The organism is Stomatohabitans albus (assembly GCF_036336025.1).
In the GTDB taxonomy this organism is placed as follows: Bacteria; Actinomycetota; Nitriliruptoria; order Euzebyales; family Euzebyaceae; genus Stomatohabitans; species Stomatohabitans albus.
On record NZ_JAYKKE010000004.1, the window covers coordinates 16852 to 35105 of the forward strand.

General features: G+C 53.1%; 17 protein-coding genes. 5 read left to right on the plus strand and 12 right to left on the minus strand.

Annotated elements, in window-relative coordinates:
- Window positions 1–209: 209 nt before the first annotated feature.
- The gene (gene pheT, locus VCU37_RS08825; RefSeq protein WP_336250285.1) at window positions 210–2657 is read right to left on the minus strand and encodes a phenylalanine--tRNA ligase subunit beta; all 2448 of its coding nucleotides are present in this window, start codon (window positions 2655–2657) and stop codon (window positions 210–212) included.
- Between the two features lie 8 nt (window positions 2658–2665).
- Window positions 2666–3721, minus strand: coding sequence for a phenylalanine--tRNA ligase subunit alpha (gene pheS, locus VCU37_RS08830; RefSeq protein ID WP_336250286.1), 1056 nt, complete (start codon window positions 3719–3721; stop codon window positions 2666–2668).
- Window positions 3722–4006: 285 nt separating this feature from the next.
- On the opposite strand from pheS, the gene VCU37_RS08835 reads away from it, so the two are divergent.
- Window positions 4007–5518 carry an amino acid permease gene (locus VCU37_RS08835; protein ID WP_336250287.1) on the plus strand — a complete coding sequence of 504 codons (1512 nt, stop codon included), beginning with the start codon at window positions 4007–4009 and terminating at the stop codon, window positions 5516–5518.
- Window positions 5519–5615: 97 nt separating this feature from the next.
- Here VCU37_RS08835 and VCU37_RS08840 read toward each other — a convergent pair whose 3' ends face one another.
- The 6 genes from VCU37_RS08840 to VCU37_RS08865 form a co-directional block, all read right to left on the minus strand.
- A complete protein-coding gene (locus VCU37_RS08840) occupies window positions 5616–6437 on the minus strand; it encodes a TrmH family RNA methyltransferase (protein ID WP_336250288.1) in 822 nt (273 codons plus the stop codon).
- A 2-nt stretch (window positions 6438–6439) separates the two neighbouring features.
- Window positions 6440–6793: a 50S ribosomal protein L20 gene (gene rplT, locus VCU37_RS08845; RefSeq protein WP_336250289.1), complete on the minus strand. Its 354-nt coding sequence runs from the start codon at window positions 6791–6793 to the stop codon at window positions 6440–6442.
- A 26-nt stretch (window positions 6794–6819) separates the two neighbouring features.
- The gene (rpmI, locus tag VCU37_RS08850) at window positions 6820–7017 is read right to left on the minus strand and encodes a 50S ribosomal protein L35 (protein WP_336250290.1); all 198 of its coding nucleotides are present in this window, start codon (window positions 7015–7017) and stop codon (window positions 6820–6822) included.
- A gap of 226 nt (window positions 7018–7243) precedes the next feature.
- On the minus strand, window positions 7244–7636 hold the full coding sequence (locus VCU37_RS08855; RefSeq protein ID WP_336250291.1) for a hypothetical protein: 393 nt from the start codon (window positions 7634–7636) through the stop codon (window positions 7244–7246).
- Window positions 7633–8196, minus strand: coding sequence for a flavodoxin domain-containing protein (locus VCU37_RS08860; protein ID WP_336250292.1), 564 nt, complete (start codon window positions 8194–8196; stop codon window positions 7633–7635). Before VCU37_RS08860 ends, VCU37_RS08855 begins: the two co-directional genes overlap by 4 nt.
- Before the next feature lie 103 nt (window positions 8197–8299).
- Complete coding sequence (locus tag VCU37_RS08865; RefSeq protein ID WP_336250293.1) at window positions 8300–9094, minus strand: prepilin peptidase; 795 nt, start codon at window positions 9092–9094, stop codon at window positions 8300–8302.
- 63 nt (window positions 9095–9157) lie between these two features.
- Between VCU37_RS08865 and VCU37_RS08870 the strand changes: the two genes are divergently transcribed.
- On the plus strand, window positions 9158–10642 hold the full coding sequence (locus tag VCU37_RS08870; RefSeq protein ID WP_336250294.1) for an aldehyde dehydrogenase family protein: 1485 nt from the start codon (window positions 9158–9160) through the stop codon (window positions 10640–10642).
- A gap of 29 nt (window positions 10643–10671) precedes the next feature.
- Here the strand turns inward: VCU37_RS08870 and VCU37_RS08875 are convergent, their stop codons facing one another.
- The 4 genes from VCU37_RS08875 to VCU37_RS08890 form a co-directional block, all read right to left on the minus strand.
- Window positions 10672–12621 carry a DNA gyrase/topoisomerase IV subunit B gene (locus VCU37_RS08875; RefSeq protein ID WP_336250295.1) on the minus strand — a complete coding sequence of 650 codons (1950 nt, stop codon included), beginning with the start codon at window positions 12619–12621 and terminating at the stop codon, window positions 10672–10674.
- A 75-nt stretch (window positions 12622–12696) separates the two neighbouring features.
- Window positions 12697–13833, minus strand: a complete 1137-nt coding sequence (dapE, locus tag VCU37_RS08880; protein WP_336250296.1) for a succinyl-diaminopimelate desuccinylase — start codon at window positions 13831–13833, stop codon at window positions 12697–12699.
- On the minus strand, window positions 13834–14652 hold the full coding sequence (locus VCU37_RS08885) for a 2,3,4,5-tetrahydropyridine-2,6-dicarboxylate N-succinyltransferase (protein WP_336250297.1): 819 nt from the start codon (window positions 14650–14652) through the stop codon (window positions 13834–13836). It lies immediately after the preceding gene.
- Between the two features lie 115 nt (window positions 14653–14767).
- Window positions 14768–15955, minus strand: a complete 1188-nt coding sequence (locus VCU37_RS08890) for an aminotransferase class I/II-fold pyridoxal phosphate-dependent enzyme (RefSeq protein ID WP_336250298.1) — start codon at window positions 15953–15955, stop codon at window positions 14768–14770.
- Window positions 15956–16181: 226 nt separating this feature from the next.
- On the opposite strand from VCU37_RS08890, the gene VCU37_RS08895 reads away from it, so the two are divergent.
- The 3 genes from VCU37_RS08895 to VCU37_RS08905 all read left to right on the plus strand — a co-directional run bounded on the left by VCU37_RS08895 (window position 16182) and on the right by VCU37_RS08905 (window position 18243).
- Window positions 16182–17108 (plus strand): sigma-70 family RNA polymerase sigma factor, encoded by a 927-nt coding sequence (locus VCU37_RS08895; protein WP_336250299.1) that lies wholly within the window; start codon window positions 16182–16184, stop codon window positions 17106–17108.
- A gap of 114 nt (window positions 17109–17222) precedes the next feature.
- Window positions 17223–17618 carry a J domain-containing protein gene (locus tag VCU37_RS08900; protein ID WP_336250300.1) on the plus strand — a complete coding sequence of 132 codons (396 nt, stop codon included), beginning with the start codon at window positions 17223–17225 and terminating at the stop codon, window positions 17616–17618.
- 10 nt (window positions 17619–17628) lie between these two features.
- The gene (locus VCU37_RS08905) at window positions 17629–18243 is read left to right on the plus strand and encodes a 2,3-bisphosphoglycerate-dependent phosphoglycerate mutase (RefSeq protein WP_336250301.1); all 615 of its coding nucleotides are present in this window, start codon (window positions 17629–17631) and stop codon (window positions 18241–18243) included.
- Window positions 18244–18254 lie beyond the last annotated feature (11 nt).

An 18254-nucleotide genomic window follows, 5' to 3' on the forward strand; every position in this document is an offset into this window, starting at 1 on the left:
TTGGATTCCATGCAAAGGACCAACAGACCTCGTCCAAGTGGCCCATAGAGGTAGGGACAGATGCGTAGGTTCCATCCAGCCAATTGGATAGGAACGTGCTAGATGCAGATAGGTGGGCACCGGTTCTTATCGAATTGCCTGGTCATCGTTGGTTGGCACACAAGCTCAGCGGGTGAGCATTCATGCTCACCCGCTGAAGTCTTACAAATCTATCGTCCGCGGAATTCCCAGCCCTGCTCGTTCACTGCGTCACGGATAGCAGCGATGGCAGCCGCTTCTTCGTTGTCGGTTAACTGTGTGGTGGCATCGTCCAGAGCTACGTTGAACGCTAATGAGCGTTTACCTTCGCCCAAGGACGATCCTTCATAGACGTCGAAGAGCCCGATATTGGTGAGACGATCTCCAGCCGCAGCACGGACAACGTCATACACCTTACGGTATGGTTCGTCACGATCAGTGACGACCGCCACATCAAATCGCAACCCAGGGAGAGGACTAGGGATTGTGGCTTGTCGGCGAGGGGCGTCAAGCGCAATGAGTCTGTCCAGACGGATCTCAGCAAAAATACTCCGAGCAGGCAGATTAAACGCCTTAAGCACTCGAGGATGCCACTCCCCTAATGTGCCTAAGTACTCGCCTGCTGGTCCAGTGATCACGGCGGCACGCCCAGGATGGTACGGCATCTCGCTAGTCGGGCTCAAGGTGAGCACATTAGGATCGAACCCTAACCCATCGATCATCGTCGCCAATGCCCCCGTGAGGTCATAGACATCTGCTTGATGCGTAGGCTCTCCGTGACGGGCCGGACCGAATAGCCCACAAGCAGCCAACGCAACCATGTGTGGTTCAGCGGGTAACGTCACTCCTGTTGGCCCACCATCAAAGGCAGGTTCCATCGCAGTCGGACGAATAAAGACATGGCCAATTTCAAAAACGGCAACTTGGGGTGCACCACGATTCACATTTTTAGCAAGTACCTCGGCAAGGCCACAAACCATGGTGGTGCGCAAGACCTCTTCATCACGGCTCAGTGGATTCACCAAACGCACCGGGTCTAAACGTGAATCGTTGGCATCAAGTCCTAGCTGTTCCAAGGCCTTCATGCTCGTAAATGGGTAGGACAATACTTCAGTCCAGCCGGCTCCAGCTAATCGTTCTCGAATAGCGAGTTCAGCTTGATGGTCTGGTCCGCGCCTACCGGGTTTACCCGTGGCTGGCACGCGTGGCTCAATCTGGTCGTACCCGTAAACGCGCGCAATTTCCTCAACGAGATCAGCGGCAATTGTCAAATCGGGTCGCCATGGAGGTGGAACAACGGCGAGAAGCCCTTCGTCACAGGTATCAACTCGGCATTCAAGGGCATGCAAAATCCTGATTTGTTCAGCATTCTCGATGGGGACCCCAATCAATCGTCGGACATATGCCGGGTCAATAGTGATCGTCACTGGTTGATCCGGGATGGGGTAATAATCCGCACCGCCGACCACCGTTCCCCCGCTCCACGCATGCAAGAGGTCGGTCACCCGCTGGGCACCAAGTGGCACCGTCTCAGCAGAAACCCGACGTTCAAACCGCGCCCGTGCCTCACTAAAGAGCTGGTGGCGACGTGCGGTACGTAGAACCCGACGCGGGTCCCATGCCGCGGTCTCAAGGTAGACCGTTGTCGTTTCTTCGGTCACCTCGGTTCGGGCACCACCCATCACCCCCGCGATGGCAATCGCACCAGCATCATCAGCGATTACGACATCATCAGGAACAAGAGTCCGTTCAGTATCGTCCAAGGTAAGCAGGGTTTCGTGTTCATTCGCGTTTCGTACCCGAATATCTCCGTGTACCGTGCTCGCATCAAACGCATGGGTGGGATGACCCGTTTCCAGCATGGCGTAGTTGGTGGCATCGACCACGGCGTTGATTGGCCTGAAACCACTTAATGCCAAGCGCACTTGTACCTGAGGCGGCGATGGCTGCACGGTTAAGTCGGTAATGAGTCGCCCGTCAAACCGTCGGCACTCGCTGGGTTCTTCGATGACAACCTTTGGGAGCCCTTCAATTGGGGTAACTGGTTCTGGTACCTGATGTGATGAAAGGGGGGCCTTGAGCGGTGCACCTGTTTTCGCGGCTAATTCTCGTGCAAGACCCCAAATGGTTGCGGCATGGCCGCTATGGGGTGTGATGTCAATATCTAATACCCACTCATCGAGGCCAAGCCACTGGGCGATATTGGTACCCAGTGCAGGGGCGTGGTCTCCAAGGACCCAAATACCTGCGCTATCGTCACCAATCCCGAGTTCTTTTGCACTCGCTAACATCCCATTGGATACGAGCCCCATCATCTTGCGTCGCCCGATCGTGAACCCGCCCGGAAGTACCGCCCCAGGAAGTGCGCCTGGAACAACCGCACCAACGTCATAGTTCGAGGCACCACAGATAATCATGTGATGGTTTGTACCGTCAAAGACCTTGCACATATTGAGTTTGTTAGACCCCTCTACCGGAGTCTTTTCTTCGACCTGTACGGCCACCACGCCTTCTACTTCTGCGAGGGGCTGCCAGACACGTTCAACTTCAAAGCCAAGAAGCGTAAAGATATCGGCAATGGCATGGGCACTGAGATCCGTATCGACATATTCACGTAACCAAGAAATACATACCTTCATGATCACTCCTAGGCAAAACTGTGTAAGAGTCGCAAATCGTTGTCAGCAAATAGACGGAGGTCAGGAACGCCGTAGCGCACCATGGCCGTGCGTTCAATACCAATCCCGAAGGCAAATCCTTGCCATTGCTCAGGGTCAATACCCCCATTACGCAAGACATTGGGATGCACCATGCCAGCACCAAGCATTTCAACCCATTTGCCACCATCGGGGTGGGAGGGGTCTTCGATCCAGGCATCTAATTCAACACTTGGCTCGGTAAAGGGGAAGTAGTGGGGCCGGAACCGGAATCTTGTTTTGTCGCCAACTTGGGTACGTGCAAATGCAGTCAATGTGCCAAAGAGATCTGCCATTGAGATGTCAGTGCCAATGGTCAGCCCTTCTATTTGGTGAAAGACCGGTACGTGGGTTGCATCGGGGGTGTCCTGGCGGTAAACACGCCCTGGTATGGCTACAGCAAGTGGTGGCTCACGGTCGAGCATTGTTCGAATCTGCATAGGACTGGTCTGTGGGCGCATCAACATCGGAGTAGTACCGTCTTCACGGGTTTGTGCCGTATCGAACTCGTGCACATAAATCGTGTCCGTTAATCCCCGTGAGGGATGATCTTCTGGAGCATTGAGGGCGTCAAAGTTAAACCATTCACTCTCGACTTCAACTCCACGCACAATCTCATACCCAAGACCACAAAGTACGTCAAGGATCTGTTCAAGGGTTTCAGTAAGCGGATGTAAGCTGCCCCGAGCTGGTTTACGTGCAGGTAAAGTCAGGTCAAGACGTTCGGCTGCGAGGACAACATTGTCTCGTTCAATCTCAAGAAACGCTTGTCGTGCTTCCAAGGCTTGACCGATAGCAGCCATATGGTCATTCAACACCTGACCAAATACTTTGCGATCCTCGGGATCGAACTGACCAAGCTGGCGACGCAAACCAATAATCTCGCCTTGTTTGCCAACCAGGCTGGCTTTTAACGCCGCGAGTGCCTCAAGGGTTGGTGCCTGGGCAATGTCGGTTAGCGCGCCATCTACTCGGTCACGAAGTGCGTCAATACTGATACGTTCCATGGGCGCAAAGGGTAGCCGATCCAAGCCATGTGCGGGGCGACACACCGCCCGTAATCGGGTTATGTAGACTAAATAACTCTCCGGCCTTATGGCCTGCCAGATAAGTACCCAAGACCCCAAGAGATAGACATACGCCCTGTACAGCATGGAACACAAATCGTTTATACGAATTACTTTGCTTCGAAAATAGGTAACTCCACCCATGATGTGGTGAACTCTCACCATTCGGATTGCCGAAGTTTCTGAGTCAGCAATGGCGCTGGCCCCGAATTGAGAGGATCTAATGTGAGCGATCACTTACCATCTGGTGAAGCCACAGCTGGAGAACCGCAAGAGCTTAAACGCGCGCTTTCGCAGCGGCACTTACAGCTCATCGCCATTGGCGGTGCCATCGGCACCGGCCTGTTCTTTGGCTCAGGCAAAACCATCAGTACTGCTGGCCCAATGATTTTGGTGCTCTACCTCATCATTGGCAGCTTTTTATTCTTCGTGATGCGGGCAATGGGTGAGCTTTTGCTCTCCAACTTTGCCTATCACACCTTTGCCGATTTTGCGACCGACTTGATTGGTCCCTGGGCAGGCTTTTATGTGGGTTGGACCTATTGGGTCTGCTGGGTGATCATTGGGGTTGCCGATTCCCTTGTCATCGCGGCCTACCTAGAGTTTTGGTTAGGCAAAGATTATCCCCACTACATAGCCGTTATTACCACGATCATCGTATTGATTTCGTTGAATATGGTGGCAGTGAGCGTCTTCGGTGAAATGGAGTTCTGGTTTGCCATCATCAAGGTTGTGACGATCATTGCCCTGATTATTGCGGGTATCTATTTGATTGTTACTGGCTTCACGTCCCCAACGGGTGAGGTTGCGTCAATCAATAACTTATTCAAGTACGGGTTCTGGCCCAAAGCAGGAATTATGGGTGTACTCGCAGCCGTTCAGATCTGCGTGTATTCCTTTCAGGGTATTGAAATGGTCGGGACTGCAGCAGCAGAAACATCCAACCCCGAAAAGAACCTGCCTGATGCCATTAATACAATTCCAGTTCGTATCATCCTGTTCTACGTGCTCAGTCTGGCAGTCATTATGTGTGTAGAACCCTGGATTAACATCGAACCAGGGCGTTCGCCTTTCACGACGATGTTCTCCTTTGCCGGTATCGCCGGTGCCGCCGGCATTATGCAATTTGTGGTAACCACTTCAGCTGCTTCATCGGCCAATGCCGGGGTGTATTCGACAAGCCGCTTAATGTATGGCATGTCCCGTGACCACCTGGCTCCCCAGATATTCGCTAAGTTGAATAGCCGCGGGGTACCAAAGAATGCGCTCATGCTTACCCTTATTTGCTTAAGCCCTGCAGTTGCCTTGTCATTCTCAGAATCAATGGCTAAAGCATTCGATATCGTCGCCGGGGCATCTGCGGTGCTGTATATCACGGTCTGGGTGTTGATCATGATTTGCTACTTGCAATATCGCAAGAAGCACCCTGATCGCCATGCCGAATCCAAATTCCCGATGTTGGGTGGGATACCAGCCACCTATGCGACATTAGTGTTCTTCGCCGTTCTTTTTGCCATCTTGGCGGTGGACCCTGATGCCCGCAAGACGCTCATCGCATTGCCCATTTGGTTCATCTTCATGTGGGTCATGTATAAGTGGATTCATGCCCGGTTCCCTGAAGGGCACGACCTTGACTTTGATATCCTTCGTGAAGAAGCCCACGCGAAAGTTATGGCTGATACCGCTGCCGTAGAAGCTGCAAAGGAAGCAAAGCGTAAAAACGCAGAGAATACTTGAGGCGAGTTATCACCTATCGTCCGTTGGATATACAAATGGACCACCCTTCTGGGTGGTCCATTGCCCTCTCGCTCAACGCGAGTCTTCTGGCTGTTGCCTATTGGGCGCGTGCAATCGCAAAGGTCATAATCGCCGCCGCAGCCGATAAATTCAAGCTTTCTGCGTGACCGTGATAGCCAGGGCGTTGAGTTGAGGGCATCGGGATGCGGACAAGGCGGTTCGCCGAATCCACCGTGGTCTGGCTCAATCCGCTCGCTTCACCACCAAAAACCAGTGCGATAGGTCCATCCACTGATATTGAAAATACATCTTCACCCTCGTGCACTTGTGCTGCGAAGATTGTCATGGATGACGTCGCTAAGGCTGTGTACAGCTCACCTGGATCGGCCCCAATGATGATCGGGAGATGAAAGACCGACCCGACTGAAGAGCGGATTGCTTTTGGACTGAATGGATCGGTAGAACCATTCAGATACACTACGGCATCAGCTCCGGCAGCATCAGCAGTGCGCAGAATCGTTCCTGCATTGCCCGGGTCGGCTACTTGGTCAAGCACAATAATCAGCTTGGGTTCTGTAGCAAGTACATCATCGATAACCGCGGTGTGCATGGGTGCTGCACCAATCATCCCCTGGGGTGTGACGGTATCAGCAATCGTGTGCAATACCTCATCGCTGACGAGACGAATTTGTGCGCCTTTTGCGGCAAGCGATTCAACCAAATGCTCATGTTCACGAGCAGATCGCTCGGTGATGAATAACTCATCAATGTGGTCGATTCCGTCAGTAACCGCTCGCGGTCCTTCAACCAAGAATCGACCTTGATCACGGCGACCCTTGCGAGTCACCAACTTCGCGGCCGCTTTAACCGCAGGATTAGCTACGGATGTAATAAGCGGCGCGCGATCAATGGCGGTCATGATTACAGCTGGGCCTTTGCGGCATCAACCAGGCTGCCAAAGGCGGTTGGGTTATGAACCGCGAGGTCAGCAAGGACTTTACGATCAAGCAAAATCTCTGCCTTCTTCAACCCGTACATGAACTTGGAATAGCTCAATCCGTGGAGACGTGACCCGGCATTGATTCGGGTGATCCACAATTTACGGAAGTCACGCTTACGCGCACGGCGGTCACGGGTTGCGTAGTGATCGGCATGCAAAATCGTTTCATTTGCTACGCGGAACCGGCGGCTGCGGGCGCCGCGGAACCCCTTGGCGCGCTTCATGATTGTGCGGTGGTGTTTACGGGCGTGAACGCCGCGCTTTACTCGTGCCATTTAACTCTCCTCAGTCCTATGCCGACCTACTGGCCCAACATCCGCTTGATGGTCTTTGCTTCAGAACCATTGGCCAACGCTTCGTCAGAGCGGAGACGAAGCTTGCGGCGCTGCGGCTTGTGTTCAGCAAGGTGGTTACGATTTTGCTTACGGTGCATCACCTTGCCGTTGCGTGTAACACGGAACCGGTCCTTTGCACCCGAATGGGTTTTTTGCTTGGGCATGTCGCCTCCTGATCGTTGGGTACAGAATCGAAAAAACGACCCTGCTGCAGCAGCGGTCGTTTGAAGCGACATCGGTTGAGGATGTTCTCACGCTCTGAGCCGGGTCACTTGCGTTACCGGCGGGGACCACTCCCACTTGATAGGCGACACAGCATAGCATGAGGTTGTCGTTTGCACCGCATACACAAACAACCCAGGCAAGCCTGGGTTGTACGGTTCAGTGGCACTACTTACCGGGAATCCACAACTTATCGGTTTGTTTCTTTTCCTTCGCTGGCGGTGTACTGGGTGATGAAACTGACGTGGCTGAGTCATCACCACCTTGTTCACCCGCCTCAGCTAGTTTTGCCTCAGCTTGTACCTGTGCGGTCTTTAATTCGGCGACCATAGTTTCGATCTGACTCTGCACATCACCGAGTTGATCGCCGGCGGTTTCTACAACCGCAGCCACAACATCGATAATGATGCGCGCATCTTGTCGACCCAATTTTGCTTCCGCACCACTCACCATAAGTCCTAGGCCTTGGAGGATGATGTCACGGACGGGGGCCTCACGCAATTGCGCGATCATGGCCATAATTTCTTGTTCAGATGGTTGACGGTTGGGTTGATCACTCATGAGGAGAGCCTACCGGCCCCTCCGGTGTGTACATCAATCCATTCAAGTACGGGATCAATTTCGGCGAGATCTACGAGGTCAATACCACCTTCAGCCGCATTAATAAATCGGCGTTCTTGGTTTGTGAGCACCGGCTTACGTTTCAAATTGGCTGCCAAGAACCGCGTGAGCATCCGGTCAGTAACGCCCAATTCACGCGGTTCGAGTGCCCCAAGTAAATCAAACTCTGTCATTGACCTGGCATGAGACGCCAGTTCAGATCGTGTAATCGCCTCTCGCCGATCATCACTTTCAGGATCTGTCAGCCCAACCGTAACAAGGGCAACATCCTTTTGAGTGATCAGCGAGGCAATCGTTGGTGCTTGACGAATAACTTCAAGTGTGCCTTTGTAGATGCTTGAGACGATAACCACCACTTGTGCTGCAGCGAGTACGTCAAGATCCAATGCGTCCGCATCTATGACTTGTTCTTCTTGGCCATCGTGCACACTCGCGGCAATAGCTCGCGCTACCTTGTGCGCTGACCCATGCCTGGAGGCTGCAACAATAGAGAGCGTCATCTTTTTTCCTTTCATCCAGAGAAAAAGATAGGCGATATTCCTGCGCTATAGCGCCGTCATTAGACCTAATTAGGCACCTAAAAGACCTGATGAATCAGGGCACTTACAGACCGGTGATACTCATATATAATCGGGCGATTTGATTTCCAACGATGATGGCGGCAAAGGCTCCTATGACTAAGCCAGGACCAAACGGCATGGGAACTCGTCGTTTAAATCCGTGTTTTGCCATGGTGGTGATGCCCCAGCCAACCCCGACAAAGAGGGCGAGAAAATAGCCCACGATGACAGGCCCGATACCAAGGTAACCCAAGGTAATACCCATTGGAATCGCATATTTCACGTCCCCCATACCCATGCCAGATGGACGGATTCTGTGAGCAATATAGAGAATGCCGGCTAAGAATACGGGGCCAAACAGCATGGACCAAAACCGACTCGTCTCCCCGTGAAACAACGCAGCAGCGCTGAACAATACCAGTGTGGTACCCATCAACGGGACGGTTATCGCATTAGGTAAGCGGAAGGTGTCAATATCAATAACCAGCAGGCACATGCTGGCAAAGACAAACGCCAATATGCCTGGTAGGGCATAGAGGTCACCAATACTGGCAAACCAATAGCTATACCCCCCAAAGAGAAGCGCCATAACACCTTCAACGATCGGATAACGAGCAGAGATCGCGGTATGACAAGACCGACATTTCCCACCCAGCAAGAGATAACTCAATATGGGGATATTGTCCCGCCATCCGATCTGGTGGCCACAGTGTGGGCAGGCAGAGGGCGGAGATACCACGCTTTCACCCTTGGGAACACGCGCAATCACTACGTTGGCAAAGCTCCCCAGTAGTAGCCCAAACAGGCCTCCGATGAGTGCAATGATGAGCGGTGACATGGGCTTTCCTTTGTGTAGAACATTTAGCGATACAAGGCGGCAGTCCATTGATAGCGTAGGGGCATGACGCCTTTGGAATCATTAGAACCTGGCCAGCGCGTGATCGTCGGAGGTGACCGTGTGGTCACGGTCTCTGATGAGCTCGCGGCAGCTTTTGCACCCGGAGATGCTTTATTTGTGACCTCCCTAGGGGAGTTGGTCCATGTCCCCGCCGGACCGCGTAATGCAGCCGCAACGGCGGTTGATGGTGCCGTTACTGCCTTTAGTCGGATGGCAACCGTGACAGATGAGCAGATTAGTACCTTCTTCCTCGCATTTGCCGATGCGTTAGCCGATGACAGGACCTTCGCACCTATTGCAGCAGCGAATGCAGATGATGTGGCATTGGCCAGATCCTTGGGTCAGTCCACTGTCCGGCTCGTGCTCAGCGAAACTATGCGTGATGACATGATTGCTGGCCTACGCGGGTGGGCACATCTAACAACACACGAAGAGCCACTGAGCACCATTCCTCACGCCCAAGGGTGGGAAGTTACCTTGCATAAAGCACCATTGGGTGTCGTTGGCTTTGTGTTTGAAGGTCGCCCAAACGTATTTGCCGATGCGTGTGGCGTCTTACGTACGGGAAATACTGTTGTATTCCGTATAGGGAGTGCGGCGCTTGGCACGGCGCGGGCTGTCTTGAAATATGCACTTGAACCGGCCATTCAGGCTGCTGGTCTTCCCGCAGGCTGTGTGGGATTGGTTGATTCAGCAACCCGTGAGGCTGGATATGCCCTGGTTAGTGATGACCGGTTGGGGCTTGTCGTGGTGCGCGGGTCAGGACGTGCGGTTCGGATGCTGGGCGATGTAGCGAGGAGCGCGGGGAACCAAGTGTCGTTACATGGGCGCGGTGGTGCGTGGATGTTGATTGCACCTGGAGCAGACCCGGAACGGGTCCGTGGAGCCATTTGGCGAAGCTTAGACCGCAAAGTGTGCAATACCTTAAATACGATTGTGTTGATTGGCCAAACCCATGCCGATGCGGTCCTTGCTGGCCTTGAAGATGCCCAATCGAAGGCCGGGAAAGCCCTGAAGCTACATGTCCACGCCAGTGCTGACCACCTATTTGGCCCACAGTGGCGGGCAGAAGTTCCTATTGCACGTAGTGAAGGCGATGTCATTGAACCCCAACTGGACGCCATTGAAACGGATGCTATCGGGGATGAATGGGAATGGGAACACTCACCTGAGGTGACCGTGGTGATGGCTGAAACAGCTGAGGAAGCGACCACCTGGCTAAATACCTACTCCCCTGCCTTTGTGGTGAGCGTGCTCAGCGATGACAACCAAGAAGCTGAAGCCATCCGTGCCCAAGTGAATGCTCCCTTTGTAGGGAATGATTTTACCCGTTGGGTAGATGGCCAATATGCCCTTAATGAACCCGAACTGGGATTAGGGAACTGGGAATTGGGGCGTCAAATCGGCCGCGGGGCCTTACTGACAGGCGCAGGGGTCTATACAGTCCAAACTCGCGCCCATATGGACGCGAGGGATATTCACCGGTAAGGCTAGGCCCGGCCACTGGACTGCGGTATTTACACATCGAGTGCGGCATAGGCCGCATTTGCCTCAATCCATTCGCGGCGCGATGCGGCGCTTTTACCCATCAGCAGTTCAAATGTCGCATCTGCCCGCTCGGCATCACCTGGCTTGACTTGCAGTAATGTACGCCGAGCCGGGTCCATGGTGGTCGTCCATAGGTGTTCGGGGTCCATTTCACCGAGCCCCTTAAAGCGTGACACTTCAACCCCTTTCGGGTCTTTGGGATCAGTTTTAAAGACGGTTCGCAAGAGTCGATCACGTTCGGCATCACTCATCGCATACGCTACGTCCGTTTTCTTTTTCAACTGATACAACGGTGGCTGGGCTAAGTAGATATAACCGCCTTCGATTAACTGGGGCATCAGTCGATGGAAGAACGTCAGTAAAAGCGTGGTGATATGACCACCATCAACATCAGCATCCGCCATCAAAATGACCTTGTGGTAGCGCAGCCCTGAAAGGTCAAATTCGGGTTCGATACCTGTTCCAATTGCCTTGATAAGGTTTTGAATCTCCTCATTAGCGAGAACCGACCGAACCTGCGCTTTTTGAACATTCAAGACTTTGCCTCGTAGGGGCAAAATGGCCTGGGTATCTCGATTGCGTCCTTGTTTAGATGAACCGCCAGCGGAATCACCTTCGACGATATAAAGCTCACTTACTTCAGGGTCGCGGCTAGAGCAATCGGCTAATTTGCCGGGAAGTCCGGCACTTTGGCTGTCGAGAATACCTTTACGCCGTGTCAGATCTCGAGCAGCTTTGGCCGCTTCACGTGCCTTTGCTGCAATGGTGGCCTTGGTAACGATCGCTCGACCTTCACCATTGTGTTTCTCAAGCCAGGCGGCTAAGTCCTCGTTGACCACACGTTCCATGAACCGTCGGGCTGAAGCTGATCCCAAACGACCTTTCGTCTGGCCTTCAAATTGTGGATTCCCCATCTTCAAGCTGAGGACGCACACCAGCCCTTCACGCAGATCATCACCGGTTACCCGATCTGGTCCACCCTTAGTAAATAGGCCCCGTTTGCGTTCACCCCAGGTATTGATCGTGCGGGTTAATGCTTTGCGGAATCCTTCTTCGTGTGCGCCACCATCAGGCGTGTTGACGATATTGACAAATGAACGGGTTTTCTCACTAACCCCGGCACTCAACCACGTAAAAACGAGTTCGCACGCAAGGTGATCACCCTCAAAGTCAGGCTCTTCACGTTTAATCACAATCGGGGTTTGGGTGATGGTCTCTTCTTCATTCACCAAATCGGCTAAGAATGCCTCCACCCCTCCGGGAAAGGTATAGGTCACCATCCATGGTTCTTCACCTCGGTTATCAGTAAGGTCAATCGTGAGCCCTGCATTCAGCATGGCCGTATCTCGTAGACGGCGTTCAATGCGGGCACGATCCCACGTCAGCGTGTCAAATATCTTGCCATCAGGCCAAAACGTAATGGTTGTGCCTGAAATCCCTCGCTTCGCCTTACCCGTCACAACAAGGGAGCTGGTGGGTACGCCATGGTCAAAGCTCATGTGATAGATCTTTGAAGCCCGGGTCACATCCACACTGAGTTTTGTTGATAGGGCATTCACGACACTGACTCCAACCCCGTGGAGGCCACCACTCACTTTGTACGTGGCATCATCAAATTTGCCTCCAGCGTGGAGTTTAGTCAGCACCATTTCAACGCCAGTCAGCCCGTTCTTTTTATTGACATCAACCGGAATGCCACGACCATCATCAGCAACCGTGATGGACCCATCGGCATTCATCGTGACGGCAATGGTTGAACAATGTCCTGCTAGGTGCTCATCGACACTGTTGTCAACAACTTCCCATATCAGATGGTGAAGACCAGTCGTATCGGTCGATCCGATGTACATCCCCGGACGTTGGCGAACGGGTTCAAGCCCTTCTAACTCATTCAGCGCGTTGGCGTTGTAGGCAGTCATAAGGGAGCCAGTATGACAGGCTTACCTCATCAAGCGAGCCAGCACAGACAAAAGTCGTTCGTTGAAGGGCGCCCCTTACGTGTGGGTAAGGAAGGCTTTGAGCTGGTCAAACCCTGGCCGAATATCGGCAACTGGCATCCACTCACCTGCTTGATGGGCTTGGTCACCGGGTGCTGGAGAAAAGTTCAGGGCAGGAACACCGATTGCATTGAACCGTGCTACATCAGTCCATGCTTGTTTGGGTGCCACATCCACGCCAAATGCATCAATTAATGCACTAACCATGGCATTGTTTCGTCGGGGAGGGCAGGGAAGAGCTCGGTCAACAATGGCGACAGATAACGGCTCATCCCCAGTCCAAAAGGCATTGATACGTTCAATGAACTGTGCTTCGGCTTCTTCGATTGTTTTATCCGGGGCAAAGCGATAGTTCACATTAACCACAAATGAACCTGGCACAATATTGCGGGCATTGTCGGTGTAGGCCTGCGTGGGAGTCATCACTTCTTTCCAGGTCAACCCGTCAATCGTAACCTCAACTAGGTCAACATCCTTCCATTTCGCCAACCACTCCCCCGCATGGGTCAAGGCGTTGTGCCCTTGCCATGGCCGCGCTGAATGAGCTTGGACACCTGGGAAGGTAACCAGTGCATGGAGAGCACCCATACAACCCAATTGCACCTGGCCATCGGTAGGTTCTCCAATAATGGCTAGCGCTGTATCAGCTAACCCTGGAACTGCATTGAGCACTTGAGCCAACTCATTCGCCTCAGCCGGACCCTCTTCACCAGCGTAAGCCACCAACACCATGCGATACGGGCCGTTCCGACAATCCTCGTCAATGAAAGCCTGCATGAGGACCCCAAGGCCAGCTTTCATATCACTGACACCCCGACCAACGATAACGGGCTGGCCATCACGCTCTTCGAGCCGTGCCAGACGATCGTGCTCCGTAGGTGGGACAACATCGGTATGGCCCACTAATGCAACAACCGGTCGGGGGTCGTCAAGGTCACCGGGAGGGCTCATCACAAGAGAATGCCCGACCCGCATTACCATGTCGCCTCGGCTAGCCGCCCATTGGGCGATCCAGTCCGCAATCAGCCCCTCATCACCTGTAACACAGGGCCGGATGAGGAGTTCACCAATTAAATCAATCAGATCATCCCCGGTTGAGGACCATTCGGTTACTGGTGCGGACAAGGATTCCATCTAGACCGAGACTCCAAAGTTACGAAGGGCATCGTTCAGACTTGTTTTTTCATCTGTTGCCGCTGACCGTTTCCCGATAATCAACGCGGCAGGTATACCAAAGTCGCCAGCAGGGTACGTTTTGGTTCGCATCCCTGGTATGACTACAGAACGTTCAGGTACCTCACCTTGGTACTCAACTGGTTCGTCACCCGTCACATCAATAATTTTGGTTGAGCCAGTGATCGTGACCCCAGCACCAAGTACCGCACCTTCACGGACACGCACCCCTTCGACCACGATGCATCGGCTTCCAATAAAGCAGTTGTCTTCAATGATGACTGGACGAGCCCCGGGAGGTTCGAGGACCCCACCGATACCAACGCCACCGGACAAATGCACATTGGATCCTATCTGAGCACAAGACCCCACCGTGGCCCAGGTATCAACCATTGTGCCCGTCCCAACATAGGCCCCGATATTCACGTAGGACGGCATGAGCACCGCCCCGGCTTCTATAAATGCCCCACGACGGACCGTTGCGGGGGGAACAACGCGCACCCCTGCTTGGGCATAGTGACGTTTCAAGGGCACTTTGTCGTGGTATTCAAATGGACCAAGCTCAATCGTTTCCATATCCCAAAACCCGAACGCCATGAGCACGGCTTGTTTAACCCAGGTATTCACCACCCATTGGTCACCGTCGCGTTGGGCGACACGGATTGATCCTGCGTCTAGGAGGTCGATCGTTTCGAGTACAGCCGTTTTAACGTCGTCGGTACGCTCGCCAGATTCCCATGCGGCACTGACGGTGGATTCGATTGCCTTTAAATCAGTCATAGCTCCATCCTGCATGTCTACTAGCGCTTTGCTTGTGGTTTTTAGGATTAACCCCCAGCCCACGGCGACGCATGGCATGAAAGGGCAATGGTCCACCTGACGAGCATAAATGCCTTTACGAGGGAATCTCACCCAATGTGATACCGGCTTCCCAAGTGGCACAGGCTGCTTCACAGCCAGGGACATCGGGAACAAGCGCAAGGCGAATATATCCCGATCCTGCCGACCCAAATGCAGATCCTGGACTCGCAATAATGCGTTTCGCAAGTAGGGCATCTGCATACGCACGATCATCACCGCCGGGCACCTTCACCCACTGGTAGAAGGTGGCCTGAGAGCCGCTGGTTTCTAGGCCAACCCGATCAAAAAATGCGCGCATGACCTGGCGTTTAGCCTCAAAAATCTCACGGCGTGCCGCCACATGGCTTTCATCTCCCCATGCGGTGATAGCTGCAGCTTGAATGAAGTCGGGGCTCGCAGTTCCGATATTGGGGCGCATTATGCCAAGCTTGGCAATAAGGCGTTCGTCACCAATCATCGCTCCTGAGCGGTACCCGGTCATACCTGAGCGCTTGGATAGTGAGAAGCACACAAGGAGTCCGGTCAAGTCACCATCAGCAGCTTGTAATAGGCTCACAGGAGGGGTGTCATGTGGCCGGTAAATATCGACATAGCACTCGTCACTGCCCAATACGAACCCATGGTTGCGAGCCGTCGCAATTTGTGTGCGGTAATAGTCAAGGTCCACCACTGCACCCGTTGGATTATGGGGGTAGTTCAACCACGCAATGAACGCTTGATCAAGACGACTGGGTGTGAGTGTGTCAAGCTCAAGTTTCCAGTCATTGTCTGGCACCAAGTCTACCGGGTCACTCGTGCCCCCAGCGAATAGAGCGCCACGTTCATACGGCTGATAGCCGGGTGCACCCCAAATAGCGGCATGTTTGCGCGCCCCAGGAGCGGTCAAGGCAAGTGGAGTGTGGAAGATACCTTCTTTTAGCCCACTGGTCGGTTGAATCTGGGTATCCGGATTGACCTCGACGCCAAAACGTTGCATTACCCACGTTGCAATGGCGGCGCGCAGGGCAGGCTGTCCAGTTGCGCTGGGGTATTGACTGGTGGGTGTAACGGCATCCTTCAGTGCATCACGAATACGTTGATCGGTTGGTTCAACCGGATCACCGATAGAAAAGTCATGGACAGGGCCATTGCCATCACGACGCAATGATCGTGCCTTATCAGCAAACGCCGTCAGTGGATATACGCCGAGACGGTCAAAGAGTGGATTCGTTGGTAGCTCCATACCTCTAGTCTCTCTGCTCACACCGAAGATGGCCAGATTAGGCTGCAGAAGGAAACCGATAATCGTTATCAGTTTACTGATAGGGCACGAAGACCATTGATTCCTGCCCACCTATACCTTCTCTTTAGTTACTTAGCGGTTTATTCACCAATCTTTTCCGTCTGGCAACTGTTGTTCGCCTTCTGAATCGTGTTTACTCAATGGACCACTGTTTTGGAGGTGCCAATTGAAACGTATATCCCAAGCCGTACCCGATGACCTTTTGGACTTGTATTTCGGCTCGCTGGGGAGCGTTGAATTACTGACCGCTGAGGATGAGTGTGCATTAGCCCAACAGATTGAGGCAGGAATCGAAGCAGCGCAGCGTCTTCAACAAGCAGCAGATGCGGGTGAAGTGTTAGCACCTACTGATATGAGACGGTTGGAACGCCTCGTTGAAAACGGTGATCGAGCATTTGATCACTTCGTTGCGGCAAATCTTCGACTGGTCGTGAGCGTAGCTGCCAAGTTCAGCCGTCGTTCTAGCCTGGATCTCTGCGAACTCATCCAAGAAGGCAATCTTGGTTTGATTCGGGCCGTAGAAAAATTTGATTGGCGTAAAGGCTTCAAGTTTTCTACCTACGCCACTTGGTGGATTCGCCAGGCCATTCAGCGTGGTGTAGCCAGCTCTGAACGTACGATCCGGTTACCCGTTGCCCTGCATGATGCCTTGATCAAGGTGCGTGCAGCACGTGCACGGTTAGAGGCATCAACTGGTGAAGAACCCACGATTGAGGAACTGGCTGAAGCCACCCACCTCACCGCACATCGCATCCGCCGGGCACTTGAAGCCGACAAGCGCATGACAAGCCTTGATCGCAAAGTCGGAACTGATGTTGACTCAAATGAAATGGGCGACTTCGTTGCAATCGCGCCTGATTCTCCGGCTGATACGGTCGTTGAAACAGAGTTCCATCGCACCGTATTGGCCCATGCACGTGAACACCTTGATGAACGGTCGTGGTATGTCATCACACGACGGTATGGACTCTTTGATACCGAGGTCATGACCCTTGATGCGCTTGGACAAGAACTCGGATTGAGTCGAGAGAGTGTACGTAAAATCGAGAGTCAAGCATTAAATCTCTTGCAGCGTGAACTCACCACCGTGTAGGCGCACGTCACCGATCAAGCAAGACAAGTTGTAACTGATTTGCTTACTGATCGTCCCGGTCAGCCTGTGTACCTGTACGGGCAATATTGACGTCCCACTTCTATACTCGCCAAGATGAATTGGTATGAGGTCCTCGGCGTGTCACCCGATGCCAGCCTCGTAGAAATTCGCCAGGCGCATCGCAGTATTGTGCGGGCCAGCCACCCCGATGTACTCGGCCATCGAGAGCATGAAGCCGAACTTCGTTTGGCTAATGCAGCCTGGGCGGTATTGAGCGATCCTCAACGACGGGCGTCCTTTGATTTAGCCCTGCAGCGTGGCATAGCGACCGCTGAGCCAGCGGATCCTAAACGCTTTGTCGTTTCAGATGATGATCTTATCCGAGTGATCACCCGCACTAAAGCCACGCAAGATCAGCGCACTAAAGAAATGGTCCGAATCGGAATCATCGGTGTTGTTATTTGCCTTGTATTGTTAATTTTCCTCAGCGGTATGGGTGCGACACCATAAAATACGCGCAATGAGCACCCTTATATTGATTCGTCATGGCCAGTCCGTTTGGAACCAAGAAAATCTGTTTACCGGTTGGGTAGACGTTGAACTATCCGATCAAGGCCGAGCAGAAGCTACCGCTGCTGGTGAGCGCTTGAAGGCCCTTGGATTACATGTAGATAAAGCCTTTACGTCTGGTCTTCGTCGTGCCCAAAATACCGGGCGACTCGTCCTTGAAGCAATGGGCCAAGGCGACCTTGACCAAGAAGTTGCTTGGCAATTAAACGAACGGTATTACGGTGCCCTGGCTGGCCGGAATAAGAAGCAAACTGCAGAAGAGTTTGGCGAAGAACAGGTCCATATTTGGCGCCGCTCCTTCGATGTTCGTCCTCCGGCTGGCGAGAGCTTAAAAGACACGTTGGACCGTGTTCTCCCGTTCTTCAACGATCACATCATTCCTGCAACGAAAACATTTGATACCGTGCTGGTAAGTGCCCACGGCAACTCACTGCGTGCCATTGTCAAAGAACTTGATGGCATTAGTGACGACGATATTCCGGGTATGGAAATTGCGACTGGCGTTCCCCTCATTTACACGATGGAAGACGGAAAACCAACAAAGAAAGAAATCTGCGAAGCCTAATACCGTCTCGA